General features: G+C 68.9%; 13 protein-coding genes. 3 read left to right on the forward strand and 10 right to left on the reverse strand.

Translation table 11 applies throughout. From position 1 onward, the window contains the following. Nucleotides 1-14: 14 nt before the first annotated feature. The 5 genes from AC6EUL_RS01920 to AC6EUL_RS01940 all read right to left on the reverse strand — a co-directional run bounded on the left by AC6EUL_RS01920 (nt 15) and on the right by AC6EUL_RS01940 (nt 4,878). The gene (locus AC6EUL_RS01920) at nt 15-890 is read right to left on the reverse strand and encodes a F0F1 ATP synthase subunit gamma (RefSeq protein ID WP_499868518.1); all 876 of its coding nucleotides are present in this window, start codon (nt 888-890) and stop codon (nt 15-17) included. Between the two features lie 121 nt (nt 891-1,011). After that, a complete protein-coding gene (gene atpA, locus AC6EUL_RS01925; protein WP_056179751.1) occupies nt 1,012-2,541 on the reverse strand; it encodes a F0F1 ATP synthase subunit alpha in 1,530 nt (509 codons plus the stop codon). A 69-nt stretch (nt 2,542-2,610) separates the two neighbouring features. Then, a complete protein-coding gene (locus AC6EUL_RS01930; RefSeq protein WP_056212570.1) occupies nt 2,611-3,183 on the reverse strand; it encodes a F0F1 ATP synthase subunit delta in 573 nt (190 codons plus the stop codon). A gap of 255 nt (nt 3,184-3,438) precedes the next feature. Further along, complete coding sequence (locus tag AC6EUL_RS01935; protein ID WP_056212572.1) at nt 3,439-4,149, reverse strand: DsbA family protein; 711 nt, start codon at nt 4,147-4,149, stop codon at nt 3,439-3,441. 102 nt (nt 4,150-4,251) lie between these two features. Beyond that, on the reverse strand, nt 4,252-4,878 hold the full coding sequence (locus AC6EUL_RS01940) for a 2-hydroxychromene-2-carboxylate isomerase (protein ID WP_056212574.1): 627 nt from the start codon (nt 4,876-4,878) through the stop codon (nt 4,252-4,254). A 208-nt stretch (nt 4,879-5,086) separates the two neighbouring features. Here AC6EUL_RS01940 and AC6EUL_RS01945 point away from each other — a divergent pair, with 208 nt between their 5' ends. Further along, the gene (locus tag AC6EUL_RS01945) at nt 5,087-6,328 is read left to right on the forward strand and encodes an argininosuccinate synthase (RefSeq protein WP_499868521.1); all 1,242 of its coding nucleotides are present in this window, start codon (nt 5,087-5,089) and stop codon (nt 6,326-6,328) included. Nucleotides 6,329-6,366: 38 nt separating this feature from the next. On the opposite strand, the gene AC6EUL_RS01950 is transcribed toward AC6EUL_RS01945, so the two are convergent. The 4 genes from AC6EUL_RS01950 to mtgA all read right to left on the reverse strand — a co-directional run bounded on the left by AC6EUL_RS01950 (nt 6,367) and on the right by mtgA (nt 9,474). Further along, nucleotides 6,367-7,263: an NAD(P)H-hydrate dehydratase gene (locus AC6EUL_RS01950; RefSeq protein ID WP_499868523.1), complete on the reverse strand. Its 897-nt coding sequence runs from the start codon at nt 7,261-7,263 to the stop codon at nt 6,367-6,369. Further along, the gene (locus AC6EUL_RS01955; RefSeq protein WP_499868524.1) at nt 7,260-8,024 is read right to left on the reverse strand and encodes a histidine phosphatase family protein; all 765 of its coding nucleotides are present in this window, start codon (nt 8,022-8,024) and stop codon (nt 7,260-7,262) included. Before AC6EUL_RS01955 ends, AC6EUL_RS01950 begins: the two co-directional genes overlap by 4 nt. 80 nt (nt 8,025-8,104) lie before the next feature. Continuing rightward, nucleotides 8,105-8,671: a hypothetical protein gene (locus tag AC6EUL_RS01960; protein WP_499868526.1), complete on the reverse strand. Its 567-nt coding sequence runs from the start codon at nt 8,669-8,671 to the stop codon at nt 8,105-8,107. A 104-nt stretch (nt 8,672-8,775) separates the two neighbouring features. Continuing rightward, entirely contained in the window at nt 8,776-9,474 is a 699-nt protein-coding gene (gene mtgA, locus AC6EUL_RS01965) for a monofunctional biosynthetic peptidoglycan transglycosylase (RefSeq protein WP_082514021.1), read from the reverse strand. A gap of 117 nt (nt 9,475-9,591) precedes the next feature. Here mtgA and AC6EUL_RS01970 point away from each other — a divergent pair, with 117 nt between their 5' ends. Continuing rightward, nucleotides 9,592-10,554, forward strand: a complete 963-nt coding sequence (locus AC6EUL_RS01970; protein ID WP_499868527.1) for a polyprenyl synthetase family protein — start codon at nt 9,592-9,594, stop codon at nt 10,552-10,554. Nucleotides 10,555-10,617: 63 nt separating this feature from the next. Next, nucleotides 10,618-11,724: a 3-isopropylmalate dehydrogenase gene (gene leuB, locus AC6EUL_RS01975; RefSeq protein WP_499868529.1), complete on the forward strand. Its 1,107-nt coding sequence runs from the start codon at nt 10,618-10,620 to the stop codon at nt 11,722-11,724. A gap of 88 nt (nt 11,725-11,812) precedes the next feature. Here leuB and AC6EUL_RS01980 read toward each other — a convergent pair whose 3' ends face one another. After that, entirely contained in the window at nt 11,813-12,220 is a 408-nt protein-coding gene (locus AC6EUL_RS01980; protein ID WP_056212588.1) for a hypothetical protein, read from the reverse strand. Nucleotides 12,221-12,330: the final 110 nt, after the last annotated feature.

Raw genomic sequence — 12,330 nt, forward strand, 5'->3', positions numbered from 1 at the left:
GGCGTCGTCTGCGCTTAGAGCGCTTCGGCGCCCGAGATGATCTCGATGAGTTCCTTGGTGATCATGGCCTGACGCGTCCGGTTGTAGATCTGCGTCTGCTTCTTGATCATTTCGCCCGCGTTGCGCGTGGCGGAGTCCATGGCGCCGGTGCGAGCGCCCTGCTCGGAAGCGGCGTTCTCCAGGAGTGCCCGGAACACCTGGACGGTGAGGTTGCGCGGGAGCAGCGTGTCGAGGATGGCCTCCTCGCTCGGTTCGAACTGGAGGGCGGCATCCGGAGCGGAAGCGCCGGTCACCGGCAGCTCGGCCGGGATGAGCTTCTGCGCCGTCGGGATCTGCGAGATCACGGAGCGGAAGCGCGAGTAGAACAGCGTCGCGACGTCGAACTCGCCGGCGTCGAAGCGGGCGATGATGCTGTCGGCGATCTCGGCGGCGAACTCGTAGTCGACCGCCTTGTTGCCGCGCAGGTCGCGGTTCTCGATGATCTCGTCGCGGAACTGGCGGCGGAGGAGATCGTAGCCCTTCTTGCCGACGGTGATCATCTTCACCGTCTTGCCCTCGGCCATCAGCCGGCGGGCATGTTCACGGGCGAGACGGGCGATCGAGGAGTTGAAGCCGCCGCACAGGCCGCGATCGGCCGTGCAGACGATGAGCAGGTGGGTCTTCTCCGCGCCGGTGCCGGAGAGGAGTCGGGGCCCCTGCACGCCGCCGACGAGGTTCGCCGCGAGGTTTCCCAGAACCTGGGACATCTTCTCGGCATAGGGACGCGCGCTCTCGGCGGCCATCTGGGCGCGCCGCAGCTTGGCGGCGGCGACCATCTGCATCGCCTTGGTGATCTTCTGCGTGCCCTTCACCGAGGTGATGCGGTTCCGCAGATCCTTCAAACTCGCCATGGGGTGACTTCCAGATCCATCCGCTGCCGCTCAAGGCGAGGCGCCCGGACGATCCGGGCGCCTGCGCTCGCTCAAGATCCGGTCGCCCGCAGGCGACCGAGTTCGCTGTCGATGCCGCGACTTACGCGAGCGACTTGGCGACGCTCTCGACGACGCCCTTCAGCGTCTTGGCGCTGTCGTCCGACAGGTCCTTCGAGTCGCGGATCTTGGTGAGCAGGTCGGCGTGCTTGGTGCGCAGGGCCGAGAGCAGGGCGTCCTCGAAGGGACGGACCTTGTTCAGCGGCAGGGTGTCGAGGTAGCCGTTCACGCCGGCGTAGATCACCGCCACCTGCTCTTCCATCTTCAGCGGCGAGAACTGCGGCTGCTTCAGGAGCTCGGTCAGGCGCGAACCGCGGTTCAGGAGCTTCTGGGTCGAGGCGTCGAGGTCCGAGCCGAACTGCGCGAAGGCGGCCATCTCGCGGTACTGCGCGAGCTCGCCCTTGATCTTGCCGGCGACCTTCTTCATCGCCTTCGTCTGGGCCGAGGAGCCCACGCGAGAGACCGAGAGACCGACGTTCACCGCCGGGCGGATACCCTGGTAGAACAGGTCGGTCTCGAGGAAGATCTGGCCGTCGGTGATCGAGATCACGTTGGTGGGGATGTAGGCCGAGACGTCGTTGGCCTGGGTCTCGATGACCGGCAGCGCGGTCAGCGAGCCGTTGCCGGCGGCATCGCCCATCTTGGCGGCGCGCTCGAGCAGGCGCGAATGCAGGTAGAACACGTCGCCCGGGTAAGCCTCGCGGCCCGGCGGACGGCGCAGCAGCAGCGACATCTGGCGGTAGGCGACGGCCTGCTTGGAGAGATCGTCATAGACGATCACGGCGTGCATGCCGTTGTCGCGGAAGTACTCACCCATGGCGCAACCGGCGAAGGGTGCGATGAACTGCATCGGCGCGGCGTCGGACGCGGTGGCGGCGATGACGATCGAGTACTCGAGCGCGCCGTTGTCTTCCAGCGACTTCACGAACTGGGCGACGGTGGAGCGCTTCTGCCCGATGGCGACGTAGACGCAGTAGAGCTTCGCGTTCTCGTCGGTGCCGGCATGGGCCGGCTTCTGGTTCAGGATCGTGTCGAGGGCGATGGCGGTCTTGCCGGTCTGGCGATCGCCGATGATGAGCTCGCGCTGGCCGCGGCCGACGGGGATCAGGGCGTCGATGGCCTTGAGGCCGGTGGCCATCGGCTCGTGCACGGACTTGCGCGGAATGATGCCCGGCGCCTTCACGTCGACGCGGCGACGCTCGGTGGTGGCGATGGGGCCCTTGCCGTCGATCGGGTTGCCGAGGGCGTCGACGACGCGGCCGAGCAGCGCCTTGCCGACCGGCACGTCCACGATCGCGCCGGTGCGCTTGACGGTCTGGCCTTCCTTGATGTCGCGGTCGGATCCGAAGATCACGATGCCCACGTTGTCCTGCTCGAGGTTGAGGGCCATGCCGCGCACGCCCGACTCGAACTCGACCATCTCGCCGGCCTGGACGCTGTCGAGGCCGTAGGCGCGGGCGATGCCGTCACCGACGGACAGAACCTGACCGACCTCGGTGACTTCGGCTTCCTGGCCGAAATTCTTGATCTGATCCTTCAGGATCGCGGAGATCTCGGCGGCGCGGATGTCCATCGTCGGGCCTCTTGTCTTGGATTGAATGAATGGGGTTGGGAACGGGAAGCGGTCGGGCCTCGAGGGCCCTTACCGGGCTTCCCGCATCGCGAGGCGAATTCCGTTGAGCTTGGTGCGCAGGGACGCGTCCACCATGCGGCTGCCGATCTTGACCACGAGGCCGCCGATCAGGCTGGGGTCGATCTTGAGGTCGAGGTCGATCTCGGCGCGCGCCACGTCGCGCAGGGAGGCCTTAATCTCCTCCACGACGGCGTCGGAGGGACGCTCGGCGACGGTCACCTCGGCGCGGACGATGCCCTTCGACTCGCGCACCAGGGTGCGGAAGGCGCGGATCATGTCGGGAAGGGCGAACAGTCGACGGTTGGCGGCCGCGAGGCGGATGAAGTTGCCGCCGATGCCGCCGATGCCGGACTTCTCCAGCAGCGAGACGATGGCGGCCTCCTGCTCGGCGCCCGTGAAGATCGGGCTGCGCACGAAGCGTCGCAGGTCGGCGCTCTCCTTGAGCATCGCGTCGAACCGGTCGAGGCTCGCCGCCACGCCATCGACGTCGCGCTCATCGCGCGCCAGCTCGAACAAGGCCGACGCGTAGCGTGCCGCTACGCCTGCAACCGGGGAACCCGCCTCGGAACCGTTCTGCGCCACGCGCCGCTCTCTCTTCAATCCTGCCTGAGGGCTCCGGCCGCGTCGCGCCGTGTTCGGCGCGGGCTCTGAAACCGTCAGGATTGGGAACGTGCCGGTCTGCGCGGGCCATGAAAAGCCCGCCCTTCCGGCGCGGCGAGGGCCTAGCATGCGTGTCCGGGGGGCGCAAGACGATGGAACTTGCGCCGGTGCGTTGTGCAACGCGAGATGCCGAACCCTGTTCCGATGCGGACAAACGGTGGCGAAGGTGAGGCCGCCTCAGCAGGCGATGCGGTCGCAGCGTCGGGTCGCGGCGACCATCCGCGCGAGGGCCTTCGGGCCGGGATGGCCGAGAAGCCCCGTGTTGCCGAGCACGTAGGAGGGGGTCGCGGCGAGGCCGAGATCGGCGGCCATGCGCATCTGCGCCTTGAGGGCGAGCCGCACCTCCTCGCTGTCGGCGATGCTTTCGATCTCGGCGGCGGGAACACCGAGCTTGGCGGCGGCCTGGAGGGCGCCGGGCCCGTCGATCTTGCCGGGCTTGGCCAGCAACGTTCGATACAGGCTCCAGGCCGCTGCCGATCCGAGCTTGCGCTGGATCGCAAGGGCGACCTTCGCGGCCTGGGCCGATTGCACCGCGAGAATGGGATTGTTGATCAGGCCGATTCGCAGCGATGGATCGCTCTCGCTGAGGGAGACCATGTCGGCCGCCGCCTTCCGGCAATACGGGCAATTGTAGTCGAAGAACTCGTACAGGGTCGTCTCTGCCTCGGCCGGTCCGACATAGGTGACCCCGCGCAGAGCTGGAATCTCGCCGACGATCTCGCCGGGCAGACGCATGTTCGCGACCGGGCGGCCCTCGTCGTTGTCCACCTTGAACGCCTGGCCGTAGCCCTGTGCCGCACTCTCCCCGGCGATCGCGAGGCCAGCGGCGAGGCCGGTGGAGGCGAGGAGGAAGCGCCGGCGGTGGAGGCCCGGTAACGCGAAGCTCATGGGGCGGCCCTGGTAGCGTGGGGATCGGGGAAGCGTGCGGAAAGCCGCCCGGCTTCTAGACCCGCCGGTGCCCGACCGCCAGCGCCGCCGCGCCGCCCCGCCTCAGCGCATCGCGCCGGGCCGGTCCCCCGCCGCCCATGCGAGGGCCTGTTCCAGGCGGTCGTTGCCCCAGAACAATTCGCCGTCGCCGGCCAGGAAGGTTGGTGCGCCGAAGATCCCGCGGGACCGCGCCTCCTCGCCGTTGACGCGCAGCCGCCCCTTGTTCGCCTCCGCCGCCGCCTGCTTCAGGATGATCGTGCCGTCGAGGCCAAGGCCGTTGAGGATCGACACCACGGCGGGCGGCTCGGCGATCGACTGTCCGCGGGCGAACTCGGCCTCGTAGACGGCCTTGGAGAAGGGCACGAGCCAATCGTGGTCCATGCCGTAGGTCGCCGCGCGGGTGGCGCTCAGACTGTTCTGCGGGAAGGGATCGGGGCGCTTGACGGGTGGGAGTCCGAGCCGGGCCGCCTCGCGCTCGACGTCGCGCCACATGTGGCGCCCCTTGGCGGCGTAGAGGTTGAACGGCGAAGAATTCCAGCCCTGCGCGGCGAAGATCGGCCCGACCAGGAACGGGCGCCAGCGGATCTCGACCTCGGCCGCCGCCGCCAGGGCCTCGATCCGCATGGCCGAGAGGTAGGAATAGGTCGATGCGAACTCGTACCAGAATTCGAGGGTCGGCCTGCGCGGCATGCGTCGAATCTCCGGGGTCGAGAACGGTCGTGAGTGTCGCCCGCCCGAGGGCTCGCGACAAGGCGGTTCACGCTCACGGCCACGCTGAGCGAACGCGTCCGACGGCACAGCGGTTGCACGGCCCCGCGCTCCGCTGATAAGCCGCGGCAATCACGACGCGGAGGCGCGCGACGCCGACGCACACGACGCCCGAACCGGAAGCGAGCTCATGACCGACGCGAACCCGAAGCCCGTCAACAAGGTCGTGCTCGCCTATTCCGGCGGACTCGACACGTCGATCATCCTGAAGTGGCTGCAGACGACCTATGGCTGCGAGGTCATCACCTTCACGGCCGATCTCGGCCAGGGCGAGGAGCTCGAGCCGGCCCGCAAGAAGGCGGAACTGCTCGGCATCAAGCCCGAGAACATCTTCATCGAGGATCTGCGCGAGGAATTCGTGCGGGACTACGTGTTTCCGATGTTCCGGGCCAACGCCCAGTACGAGGGCGTCTATCTCCTGGGCACCTCCATCGCCCGGCCGCTGATCGCCAAGAAGCAGATCGAGATCGCCGAGAAGCTCGGGGCGGACGCCGTCTGCCACGGCGCCACCGGCAAGGGCAACGACCAGGTCCGGTTCGAGCTCGGCTACTATGCCCTGAAGCCCGACGTCACGGTCATCGCCCCCTGGCGCGAGTGGGACCTGAAGAGCCGGGAGCAGCTAATCGCCTTCGCCGAGCAGCACCAGATCCCGATCTCCAAGGACAAGCGCGGCGAGAGCCCCTTCTCCGTGGACGGCAACCTCCTGCACGCCTCCTCGGAGGGCAAGGTGCTGGAGGACCCCGCCGACGAGGTGCCGGATTACGTCTACTCGCGCACTCGCTCGCCCGAGGAGGCGCCGGATACGCCGACCGTGATCACCATCGGCTTTGAGACGGGAGACGCCGTCTCCATCGATGGCGAACGGCTGTCGCCCGCGAGCCTGCTCGCCAAGCTCAACCAACTCGGCCACGACAACGGTATCGGTCGCTTGGACCTCGTCGAGAACCGCTTCGTCGGCATGAAGAGCCGCGGCATGTACGAGACGCCGGGCGGCACCATCCTGCTTCCCGCCCATCGGGCCATCGAGTCGATCACGCTGGACCGGGGTGCCGCACACCTCAAGGACCAGCTGATGCCGCAATACGCGGAGCTGATCTACAACGGCTTCTGGTTCTCGCCCGAGCGCGAGATGCTGCAGGCCTTGATCGACAAGAGCCAGGAGATGGTCACCGGCGAGGTCCGGCTGAAGCTCTACAAGGGCGGCGTCCACGTCATCGGCCGCACCAGCCCGAACTCGCTTTATGACCAGGACCTCGTCACCTTCGAGGAGGGCGCCGTCGCCTACGACCACCGCGACGCGGCCGGCTTCATCAAGCTCAACGCCCTGCGCCTGCGCACCCTCGCCCAGCGCAGGAAGAAGCTCGGCGCCTGAGGCGAAACCCGCCGGGTCCCCTCCCCACGGGGACCCGGCTAGACGGACGGACTTGCAGAGAAGCCCTGGAGGATCTGGGGCACCTCGCCGGAAATCTGCCGGGCGAGGAATCCCACGGGCCCGACCGATTTCGCGAGCCGGGCGCCGGCGTCACCGTGGAGGTAGACGCCCCACAGAGCGGCGGTCAGCGGATCGACGCCCCGGGCGAGGATGCCGGTGATGACGCCCGCGAGGACGTCGCCCGAGCCGGAGGTGGCGAGGCCGACGCCGCCGCCATCGTAGTGCCAGTGCGCGCCGTCGGGGGCGACGATCCAGCTCTCGGCGCCCTTCATGATAACCACGGCCCGCAGCATTTCGGCAGCGCGCCGGGCCGCCTTCAGGGGTTCGGCCTCTACGGCCCCGCGGTCCCAGTCCAGGAGCTGCGCCATCTCCCCCGCATGCGGTGTCAGCACCGGCGGAGCGCGAAGGGCGCGCACCGTCTCGGCATGGGCAGCAAGGCCGCAGATGGCGCCGGCATCGAGGACGTAGGCGATCTCGTCCTGGTCCGCGAGCAGCGTGCGGACCAGCGTTGTGGTGATCGCGCAGGTGTTCATGCCGGGTCCGAGCAGCACCGCGTCGCAGCGCCGGGCCGCCTCGGCGATGCGAGGGGCCGCGGCCTCCGCCTCGATCTCGCCCCCGCCGGTCTCCGGGAGACCGATCACCATCGCCTCGGGCACGGCCAGGGCCATCGCCACGGCGACGCTTCGCACGGAGGCGATCTTCAGCTTGCCCGCACCGGCCCGCAGGGCCGCAACGCCGGCGAGGAAAATGGCGCCCGGCACCTCGGCGCAGCCGCCGAGGACGAGAACGCTGCCGCGGTCGTCCTTGCTGCCGGCCTCCGGGGTCGGAAGCGGACGCGCCCGCAGGCACGCGGCGTCGAGTTCGGCCCCGGTCATCGCACGTCTTCCGTCGGCGAGGGTTCGGCGGTGACGGGAGCGCCTGCCCGCTGGACCGGGGCGACGAAGTTATAGCGCGCGAGATGGAGGCGGCCGGTGGAACCCGTCTGCGCCCGGAAGGCATATTCCGTGACGGAGCAGTTCAGGACGTCTCCCTCGGCATCGATGCCGAGGATCTCGGCCTCGCTGAGGTTCTCGATGAGGTAGCGCAGACAGAGCACCACCACCTGGTGGGCGACGATCAGGACGCGCTTCTCACCGTGGTGCAGGGAAATCGTGTCCATGGCGCCGCGCAGACGCAGGATGACATCGCACCAGCTCTCGCCGCAGGTGGGGCGATAGTAGAATTTTCCGAGGCGGGCCCGCAATTCGGCCTGTTCCGGATGAAGCGCCTCGACGCCCGTGCGCGTGAGCCGGTCGAGCAGCCCCAGTTCCTTCTCGCGCAGTCGCTCGTCGACGGTGTCGTCGGCCGTGTCCGATGCGAGACCGCCGGCCCGGCGAATGCCCGCGACGGTCTGCTGTGCCCGGAGGTAGGGCGAGCTCAGCACCACGTTCGGACGCTCCGCGTCCGGCATCTCGGAAAACCAGCGCCCCAACGCCTCGGACTGCCGACGGCCGCGATCGCTCAGGGGAACGTCGACGTCGCGCTCCGGGATGTCGATGCGTTCCAGCCCAGCGTCATGGGCGGCATCGCGCGCGACGTTGCCCGCGCTCTCGCCGTGTCGGACGACCCAGATCCGGCTCGGCCAGCGTTGCAGCATCCGTCACGTTCCTCGGCTTGTTCTCCAACGCCAACGTTCCTGCAGGCCGATCCGTTCGCTTGCTGCGTCGTTCGCACCCCTCAAGCCGGCTGCCAGCCCGAGGTGCCGCGGGAGAAGTCGCCCGGGCCGAGATCGGCGTAGCGCAGGAAGATCTGGAGCACCGGCTGCATCTCGCGGTGCTCGGTTGGCAGGCCGACCCCCGGGCCGTAGGGTGCGTCCGTGTCCACGGCCGGCACGTCGCGGGCGGCGTCCCAGCGGATCGCCAGGGCTTTGACGCGGGCGACCTGCTCGGCCGCGACGTCGAAGGTGACGTGCTCGGGCGTCTCACCGGTGGCCTCATCGCGAAAGACGTCGCCGACATCGTCGGAGGCAAGCTTCGCCAGGGTGTTGTGATAGGCGTAGCGCCCCGGCTTGAGGACGGCATTGGCGGTGAAAACCGCAAGGGCATCGCCCAGAGCGCGGTGCTCCTCGTCGGCCCCGTCGTCGTCGCCGGTGACGTTGAAGATATCGCCGTCGCGGTCGGTGCTGCCGTAGGGCGCGTCGGGGTGGACGATGGGCGCACCGACGCCCTCAGGGTTCCAGGCCACCACCATCCGGCGAATCAGCGCGATGCGCTCGAGGGTGAGTTCGAAGGTCGGCTGGGTCATCGTCGGTCTTTCGCCCATGGGGTCGCGCGGGGGCAGGTCGTGGTCGCGGGGGCTCAGCACCGCGATGAGGATGGGCGGCAGGTAGCCGATCCCGTGGCCTCGGGCTACCGCTTCAGGCAGCCCATCAGCCCCGAGACGCCGTTCATCCGCGCTTGGATCCGAGCGGCCTGGGCCCGGACGCCACGCGAGGGCAGAGCTGGATTGCGCAGGATCGGGTTGGGCAGCACGGCGGCCAGCAGCGCCGCCTCCCCGCGGGTGAGGGCGCGGGCCGGCTTGCCGAACCAGCGCCGGGCGGCGGCTTCGGCCCCGAACACCCCCTCCCCCCACTCGGCGATGTTGAGGTAGATCTCCATGGTGCGCGGCTTGCCCCACAGGGTATCGGCCACGAGGGCCAGGGGGATCTCGAGCGCCTTCCGGATCACCGATCGACCCGGCCACAGGAAGACGTTCTTCACCGTCTGCATCGGGATCGTCGAGGCGCCGCGGCTCGGGCCCTCCTCGTCGTCGACCACGTCCCGCAGGGCGCTCCAATCCACGCCGTTGTGCAGGCAGTAGCGCTGGTCCTCCGACGCGATGACGGCCTGGACGAGGTAGGGTGAGATGGCCTCGAGCCCCACCGCCTGCCGGTCGACGGACTGCAGCGTCAACCATCGCCCCAGCATCAGGGTTGAGGGCGGGGTCAGCGCACTATAGACGAGCGCGAGCGACAATAAGAGGACGAGGCCGATGACGGGGAGGAGCAGGATGAGGTTGACGATCCGTCGCAAGCCTCTCGCCCGTGTCCTGCCGGATGCCTCGCGCATCGGCAGCGGGCGCGCCGAAACCTGCCGCAACGGCTGCTCCGCGCTCTCCTCCCGATCCTGAATTCGAACCTCCCCCGCCCACGACACGACACCGTCTGACCGAAGGCCCGACCGAACATGACCTCAACGCAAGGATCCCACGCTTCGGTCAAGGCGGATGCCCCGGTCGACGCGTTTTCCCACAGGCTTGCCACGGTTGCGGACACGGTGGAGGCCTACCTCGCCGAGCGCCTGACCCCGGAGACGCAGGCCGGCGAGATCACCCGTCCGGTGCGCCTGATGGACGCGATGCGCCACGCCGTGCTCGGCGGCGGCAAGCGCCTGCGCCCGTTCCTGGCCATCGAGACCGCCCGGATGCTCGGCGGGACAGAGACCGGCGCCCTCGCAGCCGGCTCGGCCATCGAGCTGGTGCACTGCTACTCCCTCGTCCACGACGACATGCCCGCCATGGACGACGACGACCTGCGCCGCGGCAAGCCCACCGTGCACAAGGCCTATGACGAGGCGACCGCGATCCTGGTGGGCGACGCCCTCCAGACCCTGGCCTTCGAGATCTTGGCCGACGCCGCCTGGCAACCCGATCCTGCCGTGCGCGCGGACCTCGTGCTCGGTCTCGCCAAGGCCTCGGGCCTCGGCGGCATGGTCGGCGGCCAGCTCCTCGACCTCGGCGCCGAGGGTCGCTTCGGTCCCGTCTCCCTCGATGTCGACGATACGCTGCAGCTTCAGGCCATGAAGACCGGCGCGATCCTGGCCTTCTCGGTGGAAGCCGGTGCGATCGTCGGCGGCGCGACCCCGGACCAGCGCAAGGCGCTGCTGCGCTACGGCCACGCCCTGGGCCAGGCTTTCCAGATCGCCGACGACATCCTCGACCGCGAGGCTTCGGCCGAAGCCATGGGCAAGGCCACCGGTAAGGACAAGGATGCCGGCAAGGCGACCCTGGTCGACCGCCTCGGCCTCGACGGCGCCCGTGCCGAGTGCGACCGCCTCGTCGGCGTCTGCGAGGAGGCCGTGGCATGCTGGGGCGACAAGGCCGAGACCCTGCGCCAGGCGGCGCGGTTCACGGTGGCGCGCAAGGTCTGACGCCTGATCCGACGGCGGACCGCCTGCCCCCCGTCCTTCGAACATCCATCGCGAGTTGATCCCATGACCCCCTACAAGCTCCTCCTCCTCCCCGGCGACGGCATCGGCCCCGAGGTGATGGCAGAGGTCGAGAAGGTGATCGGCGTTCTGGATGCGCTGGGTCTCGCCCACTTCGAGATCGAGCGCGACCTCGTCGGCGGCAGCGCCATCGACGCCCACGGCAAGCCGCTGACGGACGAGGCCCTGGCCCGGGCCGATGCCGCCGATGCCATCCTGCTCGGCGCGGTGGGCGGCCCGAAATGGGCGGATGTCGCTTACGAGATCCGGCCCGAGGCAGGGCTCCTGCGCCTGCGCAAGGATCTGGGCGTCTTCGCCAACCTGCGTCCAGCGATCTGCTACCCGGCCCTCGCCGAGGCCTCGGCCCTGAAGCGCGAGCTGGTCGAAGGCCTCGACATCATGATCGTGCGCGAGCTCACGGGTGGCGTCTATTTCGGCGAGCCGAAGGAGATCACCACCCTGCCGGACGGCTCGAAGCGCGCCGTCGACACCCAGGTCTACACCACGGCCGAGATCGAGCGGATCGCCCACGTGGCCTTCGACCTCGCCCGCAAGCGCTCGGGCCGGGTCGCCTCGGCCGAGAAGCACAACGTGATGAAGTCGGGCGTCCTCTGGAAGGAGGTCGTGACCCGGGTCCATGCCGAGTACAGCGACGTGAGCCTGGAGCACGTGCTCGCCGACAACTGTGCCATGCAGCTGGTCCGCCGCCCGAAGCAGTACGACGTCCTCGTCACCGACAACCTGTTCGGGGACGTGCTCTCGGACGTGGCGGCGATGCTCACCGGCTCGCTCGGCATGCTGCCCTCCGCCTCCCTGGGCGCCGTCGATGCCAAGGGCAGCCGCAAGGCCCTCTACGAGCCGGTCCACGGCTCGGCACCCGACATCGCCGGTAAGGGTTACGCGAACCCGATCGCCATGATCGGCTCGCTGGCCATGTGCCTGCGCTACTCCTTCGGCCTGGGTGAAGCCGCCGACCTTCTGGACTCGGCCGTCACCCGCACCCTCGCGTCCGGCGCCCGCACACGGGACATCGCCGCCGAGGGAACGGCTCCGATCAGCACCGCCGAGATGGGCGACGCGATCATCCGCGAACTGAGGCACGCCGCCGCCTGATTCAGGTGCGGATGTCGCAGCGAGCGACGTCCAAACGAAAACGGGCCCCGTGAGGGGCCCGTCGCATGTCCGGCTTTCGTGGCTGAAATTAGTAAGGGTTGCCGAAGCGCGAGACGTAGGAGGTCGGGTCGATCGCGTCGATGGCCGACAGGTCGACGTTGCGGATCGCGCTCGAACGGGCGCCGACGAACGGGCCGTTGGTGATCGGATCCGACAGGATGCCACCGCCGAAGCGATCGTTGCGGCCATAGGGGGGCGAGTTCAGGTAGCTCGCAGTGATGAACTGCGGGTTGGTTGCCGGGTTGCTGACCGAGCCGTTGTTCGCCTCGACCACGTTGCCGGCATCGAGCCAGCTCCGCGGACGGATGCGGATCGGCAGGGGCTGGCTGACGCGGTAGCCGGCCGGCGCATAACGCCCCTGGGCCTCGGCAGCGGTGTTCGCGCCGACGGCTGCGAGCGTGAGGGCACCCATCAGGGCAATCGAGACAGAGCGCATGACGCACCTTCGTTGAAGCTGTGGGACTGTAGGCCGGGCTTCCTTAAGAAACTGAGGCCTTAGCATGGAGGGAAGACGTGCCAGCCCGGCCGAGGTTCCCGGATTATGGC

The sequence above is a fragment of the Methylobacterium sp. 001424705 genome, from assembly GCF_059816145.1.

What these genes read in the sequence shown, in the direction of transcription:
- AC6EUL_RS01920 (WP_499868518.1), bottom strand. Translation starts at nt 890, where the DNA reads ATGGCGAGTTTGAAGGATCTGCGGAACCGCATCACCTCGGTGAAGGGC.
- AC6EUL_RS01950 (WP_499868523.1), bottom strand. Translation starts at nt 7,263, where the DNA reads ATGACCGGGGCCGAACTCGACGCCGCGTGCCTGCGGGCGCGTCCGCTT.
- atpA (WP_056179751.1), bottom strand. Translation starts at nt 2,541, where the DNA reads ATGGACATCCGCGCCGCCGAGATCTCCGCGATCCTGAAGGATCAGATC.
- AC6EUL_RS01945 (WP_499868521.1), top strand. Translation starts at nt 5,087, where the DNA reads ATGACCGACGCGAACCCGAAGCCCGTCAACAAGGTCGTGCTCGCCTAT.
- AC6EUL_RS01940 (WP_056212574.1), bottom strand. Translation starts at nt 4,878, where the DNA reads ATGCCGCGCAGGCCGACCCTCGAATTCTGGTACGAGTTCGCATCGACC.
- AC6EUL_RS01970 (WP_499868527.1), top strand. Translation starts at nt 9,592, where the DNA reads ATGACCTCAACGCAAGGATCCCACGCTTCGGTCAAGGCGGATGCCCCG.
- AC6EUL_RS01960 (WP_499868526.1), bottom strand. Translation starts at nt 8,671, where the DNA reads ATGACCCAGCCGACCTTCGAACTCACCCTCGAGCGCATCGCGCTGATT.
- AC6EUL_RS01955 (WP_499868524.1), bottom strand. Translation starts at nt 8,024, where the DNA reads ATGCTGCAACGCTGGCCGAGCCGGATCTGGGTCGTCCGACACGGCGAG.
- leuB (WP_499868529.1), top strand. Translation starts at nt 10,618, where the DNA reads ATGACCCCCTACAAGCTCCTCCTCCTCCCCGGCGACGGCATCGGCCCC.
- AC6EUL_RS01935 (WP_056212572.1), bottom strand. Translation starts at nt 4,149, where the DNA reads ATGAGCTTCGCGTTACCGGGCCTCCACCGCCGGCGCTTCCTCCTCGCC.
- mtgA (WP_082514021.1), bottom strand. Translation starts at nt 9,474, where the DNA reads ATGCGCGAGGCATCCGGCAGGACACGGGCGAGAGGCTTGCGACGGATC.
- AC6EUL_RS01980 (WP_056212588.1), bottom strand. Translation starts at nt 12,220, where the DNA reads ATGCGCTCTGTCTCGATTGCCCTGATGGGTGCCCTCACGCTCGCAGCC.